The sequence below is a fragment of the Sulfobacillus harzensis genome (assembly GCF_012933365.1).
GTDB classification, from domain to species: Bacteria; Bacillota; Sulfobacillia; order Sulfobacillales; family Sulfobacillaceae; genus Sulfobacillus_B; species Sulfobacillus_B harzensis.
Genome location: NZ_JABBVZ010000068.1, coordinates 1 through 19,454, shown reverse-complemented (window position 1 = coordinate 19,454; position 19,454 = coordinate 1). Strand labels below are relative to the sequence as shown.

The 19,454-nt window shown below is 56.3% G+C and carries 15 protein-coding genes and 2 pseudogenes; 12 read left to right on the top strand and 5 right to left on the bottom strand.

The genetic code is table 11. The features are described from left to right. From HIJ39_RS16015 to HIJ39_RS16005, 3 genes and pseudogenes are all read left to right on the top strand, one after another. Window positions 1–472: pseudogene (locus HIJ39_RS16015) on the top strand (hypothetical protein); the annotation flags it as partial. 941 nt (window positions 473–1,413) lie between these two features. After that, window positions 1,414–2,406: a carbon-nitrogen hydrolase family protein gene (locus HIJ39_RS16010; RefSeq protein ID WP_169101458.1), complete on the top strand. Its 993-nt coding sequence runs from the start codon at window positions 1,414–1,416 to the stop codon at window positions 2,404–2,406. Between the two features lie 238 nt (window positions 2,407–2,644). Then, window positions 2,645–4,258, top strand: a complete 1,614-nt coding sequence (locus tag HIJ39_RS16005) for an AMP-binding protein (RefSeq protein WP_169101456.1) — start codon at window positions 2,645–2,647, stop codon at window positions 4,256–4,258. Between the two features lie 128 nt (window positions 4,259–4,386). On the opposite strand, the gene HIJ39_RS16000 is transcribed toward HIJ39_RS16005, so the two are convergent. Further along, window positions 4,387–5,379 (bottom strand): LacI family DNA-binding transcriptional regulator, encoded by a 993-nt coding sequence (locus HIJ39_RS16000; RefSeq protein ID WP_169101454.1) that lies wholly within the window; start codon window positions 5,377–5,379, stop codon window positions 4,387–4,389. An 865-nt stretch (window positions 5,380–6,244) separates the two neighbouring features. Between HIJ39_RS16000 and HIJ39_RS15995 the strand changes: the two genes are divergently transcribed. The 6 genes from HIJ39_RS15995 to HIJ39_RS15970 all read left to right on the top strand — a co-directional run bounded on the left by HIJ39_RS15995 (window position 6,245) and on the right by HIJ39_RS15970 (window position 12,080). Then, entirely contained in the window at window positions 6,245–7,480 is a 1,236-nt protein-coding gene (locus HIJ39_RS15995; RefSeq protein ID WP_169101452.1) for an ABC transporter substrate-binding protein, read from the top strand. A 61-nt stretch (window positions 7,481–7,541) separates the two neighbouring features. Beyond that, window positions 7,542–8,423: a branched-chain amino acid ABC transporter permease gene (locus tag HIJ39_RS15990; RefSeq protein ID WP_169101450.1), complete on the top strand. Its 882-nt coding sequence runs from the start codon at window positions 7,542–7,544 to the stop codon at window positions 8,421–8,423. Between the two features lies 1 nt (window position 8,424). Continuing rightward, window positions 8,425–9,441, top strand: a complete 1,017-nt coding sequence (locus HIJ39_RS15985; RefSeq protein ID WP_169101448.1) for a branched-chain amino acid ABC transporter permease — start codon at window positions 8,425–8,427, stop codon at window positions 9,439–9,441. Continuing rightward, the gene (locus tag HIJ39_RS15980; protein WP_169101446.1) at window positions 9,441–10,202 is read left to right on the top strand and encodes an ABC transporter ATP-binding protein; all 762 of its coding nucleotides are present in this window, start codon (window positions 9,441–9,443) and stop codon (window positions 10,200–10,202) included. Before HIJ39_RS15985 ends, HIJ39_RS15980 begins: the two co-directional genes overlap by 1 nt. Beyond that, window positions 10,202–10,906, top strand: a complete 705-nt coding sequence (locus HIJ39_RS15975; RefSeq protein ID WP_169101445.1) for an ABC transporter ATP-binding protein — start codon at window positions 10,202–10,204, stop codon at window positions 10,904–10,906. Before HIJ39_RS15980 ends, HIJ39_RS15975 begins: the two co-directional genes overlap by 1 nt. Before the next feature lie 19 nt (window positions 10,907–10,925). Further along, window positions 10,926–12,080, top strand: coding sequence for a CaiB/BaiF CoA transferase family protein (locus HIJ39_RS15970; protein WP_169101444.1), 1,155 nt, complete (start codon window positions 10,926–10,928; stop codon window positions 12,078–12,080). Window positions 12,081–12,313: 233 nt separating this feature from the next. Here the strand turns inward: HIJ39_RS15970 and HIJ39_RS15965 are convergent, their stop codons facing one another. Beyond that, window positions 12,314–12,454, bottom strand: coding sequence for a hypothetical protein (locus HIJ39_RS15965; protein WP_169101443.1), 141 nt, complete (start codon window positions 12,452–12,454; stop codon window positions 12,314–12,316). A 299-nt stretch (window positions 12,455–12,753) separates the two neighbouring features. Here HIJ39_RS15965 and HIJ39_RS15960 point away from each other — a divergent pair, with 299 nt between their 5' ends. After that, complete coding sequence (locus tag HIJ39_RS15960; RefSeq protein ID WP_169101442.1) at window positions 12,754–14,277, top strand: glycoside hydrolase family 28 protein; 1,524 nt, start codon at window positions 12,754–12,756, stop codon at window positions 14,275–14,277. 332 nt (window positions 14,278–14,609) lie between these two features. Here HIJ39_RS15960 and HIJ39_RS15955 read toward each other — a convergent pair whose 3' ends face one another. Then, window positions 14,610–14,858, bottom strand: a complete 249-nt coding sequence (locus HIJ39_RS15955) for a hypothetical protein (RefSeq protein WP_169101441.1) — start codon at window positions 14,856–14,858, stop codon at window positions 14,610–14,612. An 89-nt stretch (window positions 14,859–14,947) separates the two neighbouring features. Between HIJ39_RS15955 and HIJ39_RS15950 the strand changes: the two genes are divergently transcribed. After that, window positions 14,948–16,534, top strand: coding sequence for an APC family permease (locus tag HIJ39_RS15950; RefSeq protein WP_207711727.1), 1,587 nt, complete (start codon window positions 14,948–14,950; stop codon window positions 16,532–16,534). A 656-nt stretch (window positions 16,535–17,190) separates the two neighbouring features. Continuing rightward, complete coding sequence (locus HIJ39_RS15945; protein WP_169101439.1) at window positions 17,191–18,669, top strand: potassium/proton antiporter; 1,479 nt, start codon at window positions 17,191–17,193, stop codon at window positions 18,667–18,669. A gap of 61 nt (window positions 18,670–18,730) precedes the next feature. Here HIJ39_RS15945 and HIJ39_RS15940 read toward each other — a convergent pair whose 3' ends face one another. Together HIJ39_RS15940 and HIJ39_RS15935 are read right to left on the bottom strand one after the other, a co-directional pair. Continuing rightward, complete coding sequence (locus HIJ39_RS15940; RefSeq protein WP_169101437.1) at window positions 18,731–19,264, bottom strand: hypothetical protein; 534 nt, start codon at window positions 19,262–19,264, stop codon at window positions 18,731–18,733. Between the two features lie 25 nt (window positions 19,265–19,289). Continuing rightward, window positions 19,290–19,454: pseudogene (locus HIJ39_RS15935) on the bottom strand (spore germination protein); the annotation flags it as partial.

Sequence of the window (19,454 nt, the reverse complement as noted above, 5' to 3'; positions counted from 1 at the left end):
GTTTTTATTTCGCCATCCGGGTCGCGAAGTCCTTTTTGCGCCGGATGTTCGGGACTATTCACACAAGCTGCTAGGCGGATCGGTCTCGGACAAATGGGGTGTGCGTCCGGTGTTGGTGGGATCGTTAATCGGGGCCAGTATCTCTGCGGCAGTGGGCGGCATGGCCACGACCGGCACCGGGTGGGCGTTTTGGATCGCGGTGGCTGTCTGGGGTTTTACGGTCAATGGGGCGGGAGCTGCGATGCTCGTCTATGGCCAGTCGCTGTTTCCGGGTAAGTTGGGGTTAGCGTCCGGGCTGACCATGGGCCTGGGCAATACGGTGGGCGCGTTCGGAGCCTGGGGCGTGGGGGCGATCGCCCAATGGCACGGACTGTCCATGGCGATTGACGTCGCTGCAGGATGTTTAATTTTAGGTATAATCCCCGCCTTGGGGTCTATCAAGGACGTCAAAGAACTGCACGATGGGGCATGAAAAATCATCAAATATAGTCGAACGCGGATGGGAATCAGAGAGGTTCTGTTGGCCGCCCATTATGGACAAATTTCCAATAACGCCAGCGATGCTGACTCCCTTGCCACAACCGGATAGACAACCCAAGCGGGCATGAGTAGGGACGTTACGGAAGGGCGTTTGGGGGTCACTGCAGTGGCTCCCGGCGGGCCACTCTCATTGCATTTAGGAATTCCACGACCGGCATCGGTTGGCGTAAAATACTGGCCCCAAATACCCGCGGCCACGAGGCTTAGTCCGAAGTTTTGATTCGGCATGTCGACACTTGGGATAACGGGAGCATCGTTTTACACTTTGTACCGATGAACCAAATCGCCTCCGTGAGCCGCCGTGAAAAGCATCATGACCACTGCTCCCGTGACCAATAGCAACGACCAGATGGTAAGCCGGCCACGGCCGGTCCCGCCCCAGCTCCAAGCGCCTTCCACATGGGGCGGCTTGCATCGAACTTAGTGAGGAATTGAGTTAACCATGCAAGAGCGGCTAAGCCGGCAGTTGCAAAAGCATCTAGTTCGTGCCGCCCCCCCTTTGCATCACCACTATTCCACGGGCTCAGCATTGCCTCTCCTGTGGGGGGCTGGGTTTTGATTCTGTACGATGATGCCGTTTTCCGCCTGGTAAGACAAAGCCGAAAAACCGCATTGCATGGAGGGCGGGCGGTCAGATCATCATGCCGTCCTGGTCCGTCCGGTCGTGCATTGGTCCAGGAATTCTCCGAATGACGAAATCGGCCAGACGAGTGCTCCCAATTGACGACAGACTTCCATCATACCGCCGAAAGACGATCCCGGAAACGGTAAAACCACAGGGGGATTCCATAAAAATTTGCGGTCTAATACGGTAAGCTTGATGAGAGTGTCGGGAATTTTTGAGAAAACGCTTAGGGAAGGAGCACATTTTCGATGCGAACCCGTGATCGCATGACGGTGGCCGTGGTTCAAGCGGCATCCGTTCTAATGGATCGAGAACAAAGTGTGCAAAAAGCCTGCCGATACCTTGAGGAGGCATCTAATCGAGGGGCCGATCTTATCGTGTTTCCCGAGGCCTTTATACCCGGCTATCCCCGAGGGCTGACGTTTGGGAGTGTGGTTGGTGCGCGCCGGCCGGAAGGACGCAAAGATTGGGGGAGGTATTGGCGTTCGGCAGTAAGCATCCCGAGCCCTGACATTGACCGGTTGAAGGAGGCTATTGCCCGAACGAAGGCCTATGTGGTCATGGGGGTGATTGAACGGGCCGACCACGGAGGCCATGCAACCCTGTACGGGACCACGTTGTATTTCGGCCCGGACGGGACACTGTTGGGGCGGCATCGCAAGCTGAAGCCGACAGGATCGGAACGACTGATTTGGGGGGAAGGCGATGGCAGCACCTTGACTGCGGTGCCGACGCCGTTTGGAATTTTAGGCGGGTTGATTTGTTGGGAAAATTACATGCCGCTAGCGCGCGCGGCGATGTACGAAAAAGGGGTCACCTTATACGTGGCCCCCACGGCCGATGCTCGGGACTCCTGGCAAGCGACACTCCAGCATATCGCGTGCGAGGGACGCTGCTTTGTGATCGGGGCCAATCAATATGTGACGAAGCACGACTACCCCGAGGACTTGGCTTGCGCTGGCGATCTAGTTCATGAGCCAGAGGAGTTGTGCCGAGGCGGAAGCGCGATTGTCGACCCGCTGGGGCAGTATCTTGCCGGGCCTTTGTATCACGAGGAAGGCCTTGTGGTGGCCGAGCTTGACCTCACCGCGGTGGAAGCGGCGCGGTTTGACTTCGATGTGACGGGTCATTATGCCCGCCCCGACGTGTTTACCTTATGGGTTAACGAGGAGCCCCAACGGAACGTCACACTTCGTGCTGACCGACAGGGCGTGAATCCGCGGACACCAGGCCCCGCTTAGAAGGACGCCGTCACTGGTGGGAAACTCGGATCGGTTGTTGGTGAATGCCCGTAGGGTTCCGGTCAATCAAAACGATTGCCAAATTCATGCAAAAATTGGTTAATATGGAGGCGTGACAGGTTATAGGGTTAGGGTGCGGTTACGCAGGGGTTGTTCTTGGGGAATGCCGTAACCAATGCACAAATAGGGCCTCCAGGCGTTCTAAAAAGGTGCGGGAACCGAAACGGAGTGATCGGTTGTGATAGATCAGTACGCGGCTCAGGCGCGCCGATTTCGCTGGTACATTCCTGAGTCATTCAACATTGGCCAGGCGATTTTGGAAGGCAAGGCTGATGATGCGGTAGCGCTGTGGGATGTCGCCGAAGACTTTTCTTTTCGTACCTACACCTTTGGCGATTTGCGCCGCGATGCCAACCGGGTTGCCAATGGACTTGCTCATCTAGGCGTATCACGAGGGGACCGCGTCGGCATTTTGCTGTCGCAAAGTATGGAACTGGTCGTCACGCACCTGGCCACATATCTGATCGGGGCGATTGCCGTTCCCCTATTCGTGCTGTTCGGGGATGAGGCCATCAGCTATCGTATCAACGATGCCCAGTGCCGATTGCTGGTTGCGGATGCGGCGGACTGGGCCAGGCTTTCCTCGCTGCGGCCGGAGTGGAATTCTGTTACCCATGTTCTCTTGACGCATAGTTCGGAGCACATCGACCCAGAAGTTCTGTCCTGGGACCGTATACGCGACGGGGCTTCCGATCGCCTGGCACACCAACCGACCAATGCCAACGATCCGGCGTTGGTGATTTACACTTCCGGAACGACAGGAAGCCCCAAAGGCGCACTGCATGCGCACCGTGTGCTGTTGGGGCATCTTCCCGGTGTTGTCATGCCGCATCAAAGTTTTCCGATGCCGGGCGATGCGATGTGGACTCCCGCCGACTGGGCGTGGATTGGCGGTCTCTTGGATGTTCTCCTCCCGAGCCTTTTCTATGGGGTTCCCGTTGTGGCGTACCGAGCGCGAAAATTCGATCCGGAGCGCACGACGGGGTTGTTAAGGAAGATGCCCATCCGCAATGTCTTTTTTCCGCCTACCGCGCTGCGCTTGTTAAGGTCCATGGTAGACCAACCGATCCCCGGCGTGTCGCTCCGTACATTGGCCAGCGGCGGCGAATCGTTGGGCGCCGACTTGACGGATTGGATTCGACGCGTGTTTGGCGTGGTACCCGCCGAGTTCTATGGACAAACCGAGGCAAACCTTTTGATTAGCAATGCCCCGGATGTATTCCCTCCTGTTGCCGGTTCGATAGGTCGACCCGTGTGGGGCCATGAGATTCACTTGCTCACCGAGCGTGGGGAAAAAGTCCTCCCCGGCGAGGTAGGGGAAATCACCTTGGCCTTGCCTGACCCCGTGGCCTTCTTGCGTTATTGGAACCGGCCTGATGCGACAGAAGCTAAGACGGCCGGCCAACGCATCCATACCGGCGATTTGGCCCGTCAGGACGAATTGGGCAATGTCTTTTTTGTCGGGCGATCGGATGATGTCATTAACTCGGCCGGTTACCGAATGGGGCCGACCGAAATTGAGGGCGTGATTGCGACACACCCCGAAGTCGCGATGGTCGCGGTCATTGGAAAACCTGATCCTATTCGGGGGGAAATCGTCAAAGCTTTCATTGTACCGCGAGCCGCTTCGGTCAACCAGAAACAGGTCGCACGCGAGGTTCAGGACTTGGTCCGCCAGCGACTAGGCGCGCATGAGTATCCTCGCGAAGTGGAATTTGTCGAGTCCCTGCCCGTAACCGCAACGGGCAAGGTGGAGCGACGCACCTTGCGCCTTCGCGAACAGGCGCCGTGATACCCATGTAAGGCGGTACAGCGGCAGCCAGGATAGGAATAAGAGGTGGCCAGCTTCTTTAGCGCTGAAGATTACGGATGGCAAACCACCCACCGCACGACCGTGAAAGGAAAGCGCGGTTAACTCATCTAGGCGGTCCCACGGATTACGAGTTCGGGCTTGATAATCTGGCGCACGGTGCTGACGGATCCGTCGATGAGACCTAATAAGCCGTCCAAAGCTGTCTGGATCATGAGGTCTTGACGTTGAGACATTGTCGTCAGGTCAATGCCACGCAGCGATGACCAGGATATGTCGTCGAACCCGACGACTGCAATGTCCGTCTTCGGATGAATGCCGTAGTGGGTCAGAGAATCAAGTACGGCAAACGCCATCTGGTCGTTTGCCGCAAAAATGGCCGAGGGCCGTTTTTCGGGATTGTCGAGGACCCTCTGCATCACTTGGTAGGTTTGGCCGTAATCGAAATTGCCGTGCACGATTGATGGTGCGAGATTTGCCTCCGCCATTGCTTCACGATAGCCGGCAAGCCGATCCAACGCGGTGGAATAGGTGGTATCGCCTGAGATAAACAGGATGTCACGGTGGCCCCGAGCCAATAAGTAGTTGGTGACTTCGACCGCGCCAAGCTTATTGTCGACAACGACCCAGTTGCCGGCGCCGTCGGCGAGACGCCGATTGTACATGACATAGGGGACGACGGGGTCTGCACAATAAGCCCGCATATAGGCATCATGAGACGAAGTGGACGCCATCAACAAACCTTCGACCCGGTGGCCGAGCAAGTCCTTGACAATGGTTTGATTGGACCGTGGGTCATTCAGCGTCAATTGGATGAGCGGTATGCGCCCGGCTTGTTTGGCGCGAGCATAGAGGGCATGGGCGCTTTCAGCATAAAAGGGGTTGTAGAGTGAGGGCAAAACGATTCCGATGCTTCGGCTCCGCCTGGTGCGCATCCGGCGGGCTGCTTCGTTGACATAATACCCCAGACTTTCAGCCGCCTCCAGCACCCGTCGACGGGTTTCTTCACTGACATTGCCTTTTCCCGACACCACCCGAGAGACGGTGGATTGTGACACGCAGGCCAACTTGGCCACGTCCCGGGATGTGGGAATACCAGGCATTCAGTTGTCGCATCCTCTCTTGAAAATAGTAACCAACTGGAAGTTTACCATAAAATTGACAAAAAAGGCAAAACGTTCTATTATGCAATGCATTACCGCTGAATACGTATTCCTGGTTTCTGATGCTTTGTTGGTCTGAACGGGACTGCGTGCCTCTTACAACAATTGCAGCATGGGTTAGCGCAAACGGCGGTATTGGCGCTTTAGGCTCCCCCGCATGGTACGAATGGGGTGAAGGAACCCTTGATGAGATACCGCAAACGAAGTGCAAGTCATACTCATGCTGCCGCGTGTCAAGCTGGTGCGGAAAAGGTTCGCACACAGGAAACAGTGGCACGACCGCGCTGCATGTCTGTAAAGTCCGGCGGGAGCATGGGCGTCAAGCGAATTTTCCCATTCGCCCAACCGCCAGCCGGAAGGGTGCTGGTGACGACAATGGCGGGGCGGCTTGTCGTTGACCACATCGACGCGGTCGCGGATCATCCCCAGCGCCTTGGAACCCTGCCCAATTACGGATGGGCCGGCGTGGGTGCCGAAACAACCGTCGCTTATCGTGAACAAGCCACTGAAACCAACCATATTGTTCCGACCAATGACGCAGCACCCCGGGTCGGACAAGCCCTAACACCGTGCACGCATCAACGTCCAACATTAACATCTATCCCCTTCATTGAACGATCCGCTGAAGGGTTCTCTGTTCCAGAAGGGCCTTTGAACCCTAGACAACAAGTGGAGTCGTTGCACCTGAGACCACACAGTCAGAACATTGGAAGGCAGCAACCCCATACCTTACGGTCCTAATCGTTGGGAAAGTGCCTCTCGGGACTGAGAGGGCCGTTACGTGTAGAACGAAAGGAGTTAACAGATGATTTTGAAAACAAAAGTCGGTGCCGGAGCCGCAGCGGCTTTGCTAAGCGCCAGTTTCTTGGCCGGGTGCGGTTCGACCACGACCTCTGCCTCCGGGGGATCCTCCAAGGGTGGAAGCGTCACGATTGTTTCGCTCCGGGGTACATCCGGGCCTACGGCATCGTTAGGCGTTCCGGGGAACAACGCGCTGCAAACGGAAGTGAATGCCATCAACGCCAAAGGCGGGCTTTTAGGCAAGAAGATTACGCTAAAACTGCTCAACACGGAGGGCAGTCCCAACATTGCCAGCACGGATGCCCGACAGGCCGTCTTATCCGACAATGCCGTGGCCATGTTTGGTGGAGTGAGCAGTGGAGACGGCGTATATGAAGAAGAGGTCGCGAAAAAGTATAAGACCCTCTTGTTCTCGTATACCTTCAACGACGCCGTGTTCACACGCACGTCCGATTTTACGCCTTACTTCTTCTCCGTCGTTCCCAACACCAACATGGAGCCGATGGCGGCAGCGTTGGTGTTTAAGAAGGAAGGCTGGACCAAAATCTATACCATTTCCCCAAACTACAACTACGGGCGCGCAGAGGTTAAGGGATTCCTTGCCGCCCTAAAGAAGCTGGGTGTTCACTACACGCTATTGGGCCAGCAATGGCCAGCGTTGGGGGCATCGAACTTCACCAGCAACATCACGGCCATTTTAGCGGCGCATCCCCAGGCTGTATATGGCGGCATTTATGGCTCAGACCTGTTAACCTTTACCAAAGAAGCGGAAGGGTACGGGTTCTTCAAGAAGACGCACTTTGCTGCGCAGTATGGGTCGATTGACCTGCAAGCCTTAGGAAGTGCCGCGCCCGTTGGGGCGGTGGGATTCGCCCGCGGCGGTTGGTGGACGATTAACAACCCTCAAGTTACGGCATGGGCCAAGCAGTATCATAGCCAATACGGCGCGTGGCCGTCCTCGTATTCGATGCTGGGCACCATGGCGTTTGACGCGTGGGTCTATGGGGTCAAGAAGGCTCACTCCTTCAACTCAACCAAGGTGAGTCAAGCTTTAGCCGGAGCCAATATTCCTTCCATCTTCGGTTCCTTTACCATCCGGGGCTGCGATCACCAGGCGGAAATTCCGGAGTCTATCGGGGTCATCAGCAACAAGCCAAATCCGTACGGATTTGACACCTACAGCCCGACGTACAACGCGTCTTGGAGCAATATCTCGCAAGCATGCCCGGCCAGTAACTAGTTCGGTGGGCGCCTGCAGGGATTGTTTTCGTTGTCAAAATGGTTGAAAAGGAGTTGGCTGGATGTCCGGGGGAACTCTCTTAGTGCAAGTGTTGTCGGGGCTCTCGCTCGCTGCGATATTGTTTATCGTCTCTAGTGGCATGACCCTGGTATTTGGGACGATGCGGGTTATCAATATGACGCACGGCTCCTTTTACATGTTTGGTGCCTATCTCCTGGCCATCACCTTCGACAAATTCGATCAGCATCTCGTCGGCTTTGTTGGAGCGTTCCTATTGTCGGCTCTGGTGGTTTTGGTTCTGGGGATTATCATCGAGTTTGTGGTATTGCGTCGTTTGTACAAGGGGGAGCATTTGCTGCAACTGCTCGCGACGTGGGCGCTGATGCTCATATTTGAGCAGTTGGCTTTGGATGTATGGGGCTCGGCGACCGTTACGCCGCCGAGCCCCGCCTCCTTGTCGGGCACGATGACCTTAGGGGCCGCATCCATTCCCGTGTTTTATGTCTTTCTCATTCTGTTCGCAGCCCTGATTTTCGTTGCGCTGTGGATCTTCAACAATCGGATGGGGATCGGCAGGTTGCTCAGGGCCGCGGTGGAAGATCATGAGCTTTTGTCCACCATAGGGGTCAATGTACGCCGATTGTATACCGTGGCCTTTGCCGTAGGCGCATTTTTAGCGGCATTGGGCGGTGCCCTCATTGCACCGGAGATTTCGGTGGGGCCGGGCATTGACTTAAGTATTCTGGTGGAATCGTTTGTGGTCGCAGTGGTGGGAGGACTAGGCAATATCAATGGGGCTGTAATTGGCGCGATCATTATCGGGTTAGCCCAATCCTTTGGGGCTACCTACATTCCGAATATGGCGGAAGCGTCCATTTATTTCGTGATGGTCGTGGTCCTCATTGTTCGCCCGCGCGGACTTTTTGGTCGGGAGGAGTTTTAAGATGCAGCCAGATATCCAGATGATACCGCATGCACAGCCTCGGCGCAGGCGGAAGATTGTCCCCATTGCGATTTGGGTGGGAGTGCTCATCGTATTGGGGTTGGATCCGCTGGTGCTGTCGCCGGCGGCGCAATTTCTCAGCCAAACCATGATCGTCTTTGCCTTGTTCGCCGTTGCCACCAACTTTCTGGTGGGATTTAGTGGGCTGTTAAGCTTCGGGCAAGCTGTGTTCTTCGGCTTTGGCGCATACAGCGCGGCACTGTTATGGACCCACGGATTCCCCTTTTGGCCGGGATTCATTATCGCCCCGTTTATGGCTGCCGGGGTGGCGGCGTTCGTCGCCATTGTGTCACTGAGAACATCGCGCCTGTACTTCGCCTTGCTGACCTTAGGATTTTCTCAACTAGCCTACGAGATTTGCGACGCGCTGTACCACTTTACTGGGGGGGAGACCGGGATACCGGGGATCAATATACCCAACGCCATCTCAGCACCCTTCGTCAACTTCGAGTTCGTTCTGGTCTTTGCTGCGGCGGGAGCTTTGGGACTGTTTTGGGTGCGGCGTTCGTCGTTTGGACTGGCACTGCAAGCGATTCGCGAGAACCCCACGCGTGCTCAGGCGGTGGGCATTCACATTTACTGGCATCATGTGCTCGCGTACGTCATTGCCGGGTTTATTTGCGGGTTGGCCGGAGTCCTGTACGTCGTCTATCAGCAGCAGGTCAATCCGGCTCTTCTTAATTGGACGACATCGGGAGAACCGGTACTGATGGCTGTTCTCGGGGGCATGGGGCTCTATCTCGGCCCAGCCATCGGGTCGTTTATCTATGTCTTCTTGGAGCAATTTGTGGGGACGTTTACAACCCAGTGGCCTCTCTTGGTAGGCGCGGTCGTGCTGGTGCTGGTGCTGCTCTACCCCAAAGGATTCGGCGGTGGCGTCATCGACCTCATTCAATTCGTGCGCCGGCGCCCTCGAGAAAGGCGTGAAGTCGCTGCCGGGAAGGGGGGGACCGCGTAATGGAATTGACCACCGCCGCCTCGCTGACCACAACCGGGCTCACACGCCGGTTCGGCAACTTCACGGCTGTCGACGATGTCAATATGACCGTGGGTGAAGGGGAGATCCGAGCGGTTATCGGGCCTAACGGCGCTGGGAAAACCACCCTGTTCAACCTCTTAACGGGGCACCTGCGGCCGACGGCCGGGGAGGTTCGCCTGGGAAACCAGGTGATTAGCGGCCGACGGGCTCACGAGGTCGCCCAACATGGTATTACCCGAGCCTTTCAGACCACTAACATCTTTCCTTCCATGACGGTTCACGAGAATGTGGTGACGGCATTGCTGGGGGTCTCACATGCGTCCTTGCGCTTTTGGACGCCGGCGAGCGACCATCTTGAGAAAGCCGCCGACGAGGTGCTGGATCTGGTCGGCATTTACGACCAAAGGAGTCGCCAAGCAGGCATCTTGGCCCATGGGGATCAGCGGGCGTTGGAACTGGCCATCGCCTTGGCTCCCTCGCCAAAGATTTTGCTGTTGGATGAGCCCACCGCGGGCATGTCGCCTTACGAGACGCAACGCAGTGTCGAGTTGCTTCGTAAGATCTGGCGCGAGTTGAAGCTGACCATCATTCTGAGCGAACACGATATGGAAGTCGTGTTTGGTCTGGCTCAACAGGTTACGGTGCTGGTTTCGGGGCGCGTGTTGGCTGATGGCGAGCCGAGTGCGGTGCGCTCCAATCGCGAGGTGATTAGCGCATATCTGGGGGGAGTTGAGGAGTGATGGGGGAAAAGAGCCTCGAGGTTCGAGATCTGCACGCGTATTATGGGCAGAGCCACGTCCTGCAGGGCATTTCGCTGACCGTGAAAGAGGCCGAATGTGTGGCCCTGCTAGGGCGAAACGGTGTGGGCAAGACAACCACCTTTCTATCGATCGCCGGACTGATGGCCAAGGCTCAGGGTCATGTCACCCTCGGGGAAACGTCTCTTTTGGGGCTCCCTCCCCATCGTATCGCCCAATCCGGCATTGTCTATGTTCCAGCGGGCCGCCGTGCATTTGCCCGCCTCACAGTCAGGGATAACTTGCAGATGGCTGTGCCTCGTTCAGTCAATAAACAGCGTGCGATCGAGGATGTGCTGACGGTATTCCCGGGACTTCGCGAGCGCCTGAATGTGCAAGCCGGGGTGCTGTCTGGCGGTCAAAATCAAATGCTCAAAATGGCCCGAGCGCTCCTCGTCAATCCCAGCTTTTTGCTTCTCGACGAGCCGACGGAGGGCCTGGCGCCCCTCGTGGTTCAACAAATGGGGGAACACATTCGGCAGCTTATGGATCGCGGCGTCGGGGTTTTGATCGCGGAGCAAAATGCGCGCTTCACGTTGAAACTATCCCGGCACCTCTATGTGTTGGACAAAGGTGTCATTAAGTTGGAGCGCACCGGCGACAAGCTGTATGACGACCAGGAGGTGCTGTCCCATCTCGGCATCTGAGACACGGGAAGAAGGAATATTGCAGGGGATCCGCATTCTGGATTTCACTCAGGTGCTGTCGGGGCCTTTTGCGACTATGCTGCTGAGCGATGCGGGAGCCGACGTCGTCAAGGTCGAGCGGCCGCCGCAGGGGGACATCACACGCCAATGGGGGCCGCCGTTTCTCTGCGGGAAAAGCATTTACTTCGCTGCGTTCAATCGTGGCAAGAAAAGTATCACGGCCGATTTTCGGAACTCTCATGATCGCGATGTTGTCCGTCAGTTAGCTGCCAGAGCTGACGTGGTGATTGAAAATCTTAGGCCCGGTACCCTTGAACGGTTTGGCTTGGGATATTTGGATCTGAAGTCGGAGTGTTCCAGATTGGTCTACGTATCAATTCGGGGGTATCGGGAGAACTCGCCCCGGGCCCGGGATCCCGCACTCGAAGTGGTTCTTGAAGGGGAATCGGGACTCATGGCGATCACGGGAAACCCTGATCAACCTGCACGACAGGGTATTGCGGTCATCGATATGATGACCGGAGCTCTCGCCGTAGCCAAGATTATGGAAGCCCTCTATGCGAGAGAACGCCGGGGTCAGGGTGATCACGTGGTACTGAGCTTAGAAGAAACCGCGCAGCTTCTCATGACCCATCCGTATCTCATGCATACCGCGACGCAGTCGCCATATCCCGCTGCCGGGACAACACACCCTAGCATTGCGCCGTACGAACACTTTGCGACGGCCGACACCCCCATCATCGTCGGCGCGGTCAACGACGCCGAGTTTGCGCGACTGTCCCAGCTACTGGGCCATCCCGAATGGGCACGGGGACCGTGGTCGAGCAATGCGGGACGCGTGGCCGACCGGCTTAAACTGCATGCGGCGTTGGAGGCGATTTTTCGGACGGAACCCGGTCCAGTATGGGTGGATCGGCTGGGCCAAGCCAAGCTGGTCGTCGGCCTCGTGCGGCCTTTAGCCGACGCGGCCGAGGCGTGGCGAAACGACGACCTGCCGAAGCTGTCGTCGCATGATAATCGTTGGGGTAGTTTAGTCTATCCAGCCTCGCCATGGAAAAAAGCCGGCTTGGTGACGTCCGCCCCGGATTTAGGGGAAGACGGTTTGGAGGTCGTTAGTCGCTGGTTGGAGAAGAGGGATGGGAGAAAAGACACGGGTAGTCCAGCCGGGGTGTGAGCGTTACCGGCTTGCCGCAGCAGCACACGGCAGGTGTTGATGGTGTTGATGTTTGACCAACAAAGTCTCGTCGACTGCTCTTGCCATAGGGCGCCGCACCCTGTGGTGGGTATGCACCCATGGCGTGTCCAGTGCTTCGATCGGCCGTCTCGTTGAAATTCGGGACCGGCCGAAGGATGACAGCCGGCATTGGAGGAATCCTCGGCGCCCCTCCCCGGGCAGGGAGGGGCGCCTTATATTACCGCGACCATCTTGGGAATGACGCGGCGTTCGTGAGCCACTTCACCAGGATCCAATGTCATGATGGCCACAAGAAAGCCCTCCGCTTGAGATTGCGCGACGCTGATTTCCCCAGTATCGCAGAGGTCGAACATGAGAACCTCAACGGCCTATTCCTGGAAAAGATAACAACGTTGGTATTGACAAAATTAGGAAGTTTGCGATATCTTCCAGGCATTGTTTGGTGTTGCTGGGTTGTTTTGCCTCTGAAAACGGTAGACCGCTTCCCTACCTCAACGCAGATCCGGACCGAACGCGGCTGGCTCCCCAAGCCTCTTTCCCGTAATCGCCAATAGTGCGCCGCCTATTGGGCTGGGTCCATTTGTTGAGTTTGGAGTGGCTCTACGCGATGCAGAGAGCAAAGAGTTTATCGATTAAAAGGGGGAGGAACTCGATGAAAGCATTGCGAAAGATATCACTGGGAAAACTGGGCCTTTTGGCGTCTGCGTCGGTAGGGCTGGTGCTCGCCGGTTTGGCTGGCGACGCCAGTGCTCAGAGCAGGGCGCAATCACCCGCCCCAAGCGTTTGGGCAAATCCGCTTGGCCTCCAGTTGCACTTAACCCCGTTGACGCCGTATTTGCAAAACCTGCCCTTTGCGCGGCCGACCATATACTATCCGAGCATTCCGGGCCGCCTGTTCAACATCGTCAAGTACGGCGCCCAATCGAACGCACTGTCAACGGGTGCCATCGCGGCCAACACGAAAGCCATCAATAACGCCATTCAAGCCGCCTCCCAAGCTGGCGGAGGCGAAGTCGTGATTCCTGCGGGATTATGGATTACCGGTCCGATTGTGATGAAAAGCAACGTCAACCTTCACGCCGATCGGGGGGCTATTGTCCAGTTTACGGATGATCATTCGTTTTACCCGCTCATCTCGCGGTTTGGACAAAAGTCTTATCAGTCTCCCATTTATGCGGTGGGGGTGAAAAACATTGCGATAACCGGCCGCGGTGAGTTTAACGGCGCGGGCAACACGTGGAACGCGGTAAAGAAAAATTACGTGACCGCTACACAATGGACCACATTGGTGAATTCAGGAGGGGTGGTGCAGAACGGATCGATGTGGTGGCCGTCTGAACAGATCATGAACGATCACAACCTGATTCCCTTCATGGTGTTCGTATTGAACGACCAAAACGTTCTCATCGACGGGCCCACGTTTGAGAACTCGCCAACCGAGGCCTTTTACCTCAACTATTCCACTAATGTCATCGTTGGGAATACCAAGGTGTTAAATCCCTGGGATACCCAAAATACCGTGGGCGTCGACGTGTCCAATGATCAGGACGTGCTGATGTTTCACGACACCATTAATACGGGCGATGACGATATCGCGTTGAATTCCAGCCCCAGCAGTTCTGCGGATGCACTGAAGAACATCCTCATCGAGAATTCGAATCTTTATAACGGACATGGTGGTATTGCGGTGGGCAGTTATACGAGTGGCGGCATCAAGAACGTGTATGTTAACAACATAAACGAGGTCGGCACCGAGGACGGCATCCGGTTCAAGAGCGCGGTGGGGCGCGGCGGATTGGTCCATGACTTCTACTTGGACAATATCCACATGCGCAATATCCAGAACTACGCCATTACCTTCAATTCCAACTACGGGAACAAGAGTCCGGCGTCCGGAACGTTAAGTTCGCTGAAGTACGTGCCGCAGTTCGAGAATATCCAGATTAATAACGTAGTCGACGATTACGCAGGGGTGGCGCTCCGGATTCAGGGGCTGTCCTATGCGCCGGTCAAAGACATTACCCTGACCAACGTGCACTTCAAGTCGGTTCAGAAGTACAGCTTGCAAAACGCCCAGAACATTACCATGAATAATGTCACATGGGTTTATGGCAAAGAGTTGGGGATGCTATACCACTACGGCGTAGGCGGCCAGGACTTTTCCAATCCCGCATAGCCTGCGTGTTGGCGTGTATCTGGTTTTTTGGCGGTCCGACGGTCCATTGGGCGGCTTGGTATAATCTGGGGGGCGCGTACGCTGGGGTCAGTGTGCGCACCTAACCTGGATAGCAGTCCGAAGGGATTTTGGTTGCTGTGCGTGCGATGGGGATGCCTGGATCATTGGAGCGAGCACCTGATACTTCCAAGACCCACGAATACGAACCGGTTTTGCACACAGTACCCGCCGGTCGTCCTGCCCTGCGAGCGGCGACGGCGCGCCGATGGGGCGTTTAGGCCGATGGGCGAATTTACCGACGCGGCCAATCGTTGCTGGTGATGGCCGATGAATCAAAACAATAAGCTTACTGGGATCGGAGGTGCATTCACACATTTGTCTTCTTCCGTGTCGGTGCATACGGAAATGGGGGATGCGGGACGATACCCCAAAAACCGGGGGCAGAAATCCGGCGGCGCGGCTTCCTCGTGGCGCACGGACTGTTTCTGTGACTGATACCGATTGCCTGCTTGGCTCAATACGACCGCATTGGTATAGGTGGCGGTCGGCGATACCCGTGTCGCTGTCAACGATTGGGGCATGATTCCACCTCAACGAAAGTGCCAGGCGAAAGTTTCTTCGGAGGGACGTTTCTTCAGGGCGAGTTTCACGGATGAAGGAGGGTGTTCGGTTGGGTAACACCGGATATTTAAAGAAGGAGATGGGCTTTTGGTCTCTAACTGCGGCCGCGCTCGGGGGCGTCATCGGCTCCGGATGGTTGTTTGGAGCATGGAAAGCGGCCCAGTTGGCCGGACCCGAATCCATTGTGACATGGGTTATCGGCGGCATTGCGATGCTGTTGATAGGCCTTGTTTTTTCGGAATTAGGGATGGTCAAACCGGAGTCCGGTGGTTTAGTGAGGTATCCAAGATACTCCAATGGGCGAATGGTCTCAGCGGTGATCGGATTGGGGATTTGGTTCGCTTTCACGTCCAATCCGCCCACAGAGGCGTCAGGCGTCGTGCAATACGTCAGCAAGTTCTGGCCTAGTCTCTATAGCGCTTCCTCGGGTCATTTGACGGCTGTCGGCCTTGTGGTGGCCCTTTTTTTAATGGCCATCTTCGTCGCTGTCAACTATTTCGGCGTCATCCTTTTTGCCAGGGTGAATACGTTTGTCACAGCCCTCAAGTTCATCGTCCCATCTCTGACGATCGTGGCCCTCTTCGTATCCGGATTTCACGGAAGCCATTTTAGCCAGTATGGGGGCTTTGCGCCCAACGGGATTGGCGCCGGTTTAAGTGCCGTGGCGACAGCAGGAATTATTTTTGCTTATACGGGATTCCGGAATGCCATCGACTTGTCGGGCGAAGTCAAAAATCCCCGACGCAATGTGCCCATGGCTATTTTAACAACGATACTGATTTCGATCGTGCTTTACATCTTGCTGGAAGTCGTGTTCATCGGAGATGTGCCAGGCAAAGAGCTGATCCATGGATGGTCGGGCGTCAACCTGCGGTCTCCGTTCTTGGACATCGCGCTGTCCCTTAACATTATGTGGCTATACTGGGTATTGGCTGCCGATTCCATCGTGTCGCCAGCCGGCTCGAGTTTTAGCTACACCGCCTCCAACGCTCGAAACGTTCTAGGATTAGCAAAGAACCGGTTTTTTCCGGCGTTCTTCGATCACGTCCACCCGCGTTTCGGCGTGCCGACACGAGCGCTGCTGCTTAACTTCGTTGTCGGCGCATTGTGGCTTATCCCCTTCAAAAGTTGGTATGGCATCATCTCGCTGACCGGTGTGCTTTCTGTTTACACATTTTCTGTGGGGGCTATTTCTGTCATGGTGTTCCGCAAGGTCGGCTTGTCCAAAGGCAAAACCATCAAGGGCATGAGGGTGTGGGCGCCACTGGCGTTCGTGGTGTCTACCCTCATCATTTACTGGGACAATTGGAGCAAACTGCAAGTTTCCATTTGGATTCTGTTGTTTTGTTTTGTGGTGTTCTTCGTGGTGCACTTTATCCGCAAAGACGCGTCAGTTGAAATTAAGGGGGGCCTCTGGCTCATCGGGTATTTTGTGCTCGTTATCTTCATGGCGCGAATAGGAAACTTTGGTGGACTCAAGTGGATTCCCGAACCATGGATGTCCATTATCGTCGGACTAGTCGCTTTGGGGGTATTCTACGCAGCAGTGGCCAACGGTGTGTGGTATATGCGCAAAACCGGGATGGATCAGATCCTGAGAGAGGAGGAGCTTCGTGACCCGCTATCTAACACCTAAGCGGACGTCGGCCACTAAGCCGGATGGCACGGTAAATTGGGTCAGGCACGGTATTGAGCACGTTCACTGGAAACGCTCAGCCTTCTTTCGCGCACGATTTCGCATTTGTCCAGAACGGCCTCTTTTCCAAACCCGTTCGCTCGGGCAAGGAACAGCCTGTCAACGGGCAAGAAACGGTTGGATCGGCTTCTTCAGACCCCGGGGTGCTTTGTCCAAATTTCAGTGGCACCTTTGCCTCGCCCGGCGAACGGTGGGCCGTTGTCGTGCCGGTGCCTTCAGGACTGCGCCGGTCTTTCTGATAGTGCGGCAAGGATTCCTTTCTTAAGCGATTGCGTGCTGCTTCAGCAGTTGGAAGCGGCTGGCATCGCTAAGAAGCTTCTGCCCAACGATGTGGGCCAGATGGGGTGGCGCATGTATCCCCCGTCGATGGGATATCTTAGTCTCGGGTTCCCCTGGGTCTATATGGTAAAATGAATTTACTCGCATCCATATTGCACCAGTGAGAGGATGTAGCCGCCAAGTATCCTCTAAGGGCCTCCTCCTGCTGTAGACTTCCACCGGGAACCGGTCGCCCCAGGCTGTACTGCTATCGCGATTTCACTGATTGACACATGCTGGGGGAGTCGCCTGCGCGAACGTGCCAATAGGAGGCACTCATGGAATCCTTATTGTTATTGGTAGCCGTGATTCTCCTAGCCGGCGTGTGGTCGGTGCGGGTCGGCAATCGCCTCGGGTTCCCGGTGATGCTCGGTTTCGTGGTGATCGGCGTCGTTTTAGGCCCCAACGCCTTAGGCTTCACGCATGTGGTCACGTTGCTATGGGCGAAAAACATCGGGTATGTCGCCCTTTTTTTGATTCTCTTTGAAGGCGGCCTTCATACGTCGTGGTCCCGTGTTCGCGCCGTCTGGCTGCCATCGTTATCCCTGGCGACCATCGGGGTCCTCATCAGTGCCGTGATTATGACGCTGTTGACGCATGAGTTGATGCAGCTGACATGGGTCCGTTCCGCGTTTGTCGGGGTCGCAGTCAGTTCCACCGATGCAGCCGCGGTGTTTTCGATTTTGGGTGAGCAGTCGCTCCCCCGCCGACTGGTGGGAGTTCTAGAAGTCGAGTCGGGCACCAATGACCCGATGGCCTTTTTCCTCACCATTATTCTCATTCAATGGGTTACGGATCATGGGTTTGGCGGCCCGGTGCCCGCTTTCTTCCATATAATCTTCACGTTTCTACTACAGATGGCCGTGGGCCTCGCCGTGGGCGTGGCCGTAGGATTTCTTAGCTCGGTCGCTAATCAGCGGGTGAAACTGGACACTGGTGGTCTCTATCCTACTCTGTCCCTGGCCTTTGCGATTCTGGCCTATGCGATTGCCACGCTGCTGCATGGGAGCGGGTTTCTCGCAGTGTATGTTGCGTCCATCGTCATGACTAGCCGCCGAATGGAACACCGCCATAGCATTGTCCGCTTTCACGAAGGGTTAGCGTGGACCATGCAAATTCTCATGTTCGTGGTCCTCGGGTTTCAACTAAACATCGGGGAACTGGCCCATATTATGGTGCCGGGCGTCGGTTTGGCCGTTGCCGCCCTCCTTGTCGCCCGACCCGTGGCGGTGTGGCTGTCAACGGCCGGGATGGCATTTTCTCATCAAGAGCGCGCCTTTCTCGCGTGGGCGGGTCTCCGGGGGGCTGTCCCCATCGTCCTCGTGCTGACGGCCGTCCTAGCTCCGGGCCCTGCCCATCGATTCTTGATTGACGCGGTATTCTTTGTGGTGATTGTCTCGACGCTGATTCAGGGCTGGACGGTTCGCCCGTTGACTGAACGTTTGGGGCTGTTAGAACCGGAAGCACCGGAGGATCTTTTGGAGTTGGTGGCGATTGCGCGGGAAAATGCTATCGTCCTGCCGGTCGAGATCTCCGACGGGTCTCCGTTGGCGGGCCGCAAAATGGTGGACGTGTCCTTTCCGCAGAACACCCTCTGCTATGCCATCATCCGGGACAACCGGGTGATTGTTCCCCGCGGTGCTACGCGACTCCACACCCATGATCATCTCTTGATTCTGTCGGACCGCCGCCACCTGGATGAGTTGAGGGCGGCCTTTGACGGGGAAATACTGGGACGGGCTGAGTTCGTACCGTAAGAGCGCATCCCGATCGACGAGGACTTTGTTCGAGTTCGCATGAGGCTATAGGATTTTGGAGTTAGTCCTCGACCGGAGTAGTCGCCCGTTCCCGTTGGCGGCGCAACTGCGCCAAGGATCCGATTGTGAGCCATAGGGCTAACAGCCCGTGTTGCAGGATTAAATATCCGAGGGCGATCGGATCGACCGTGTGGAGAATCCAGCGCGTGGCGGACGAGGGCGTCGGGAAGACGACAAGCGCGAGGCTGTAGACCAGCCCGAGCCCACCGATCCCCCAGATGGGCGGGGTCGCCCGGCGGGGTAGGAGCCATTGCATGATGAGGCGCAGGTGGGTCGCAAACGACAGCACCACCACCGCCGTCCAGAGAAAGATGACCGCAAGCCCCATGCGGCTGATGAAAAAGGTGCTGTCCAAGGTGATGGTCTCCAAACTGTAGACCAAGGGCCAATGCAGTTGCGGGATGACGTCGGGCCCCAGCATCATCATTACCAGCGCATAGATGGCAAGAAACGTAACGCCGATAACTCCGGCCGCAACAAGAAAGGCGCGTCGTACGATATGCGTCGCTGCGTTGACCCGGGGCGCGAGCAGCACGACGGCGGGGCCACATCACCCAACTGAGCAGGCGCCAGGTGCCCGTCAAATCGTAACTCGGGGCGGTAAAGAAGCTCAGCGCAGTGAGGGTCATCACAACAATAATCTGCGGGCTCACAAAGCCGGCTTTCACGACGGCTGTGCCGACCACGATGGCGCCGACGGTGCCGATGGTGGTGGCGAGCGGTTT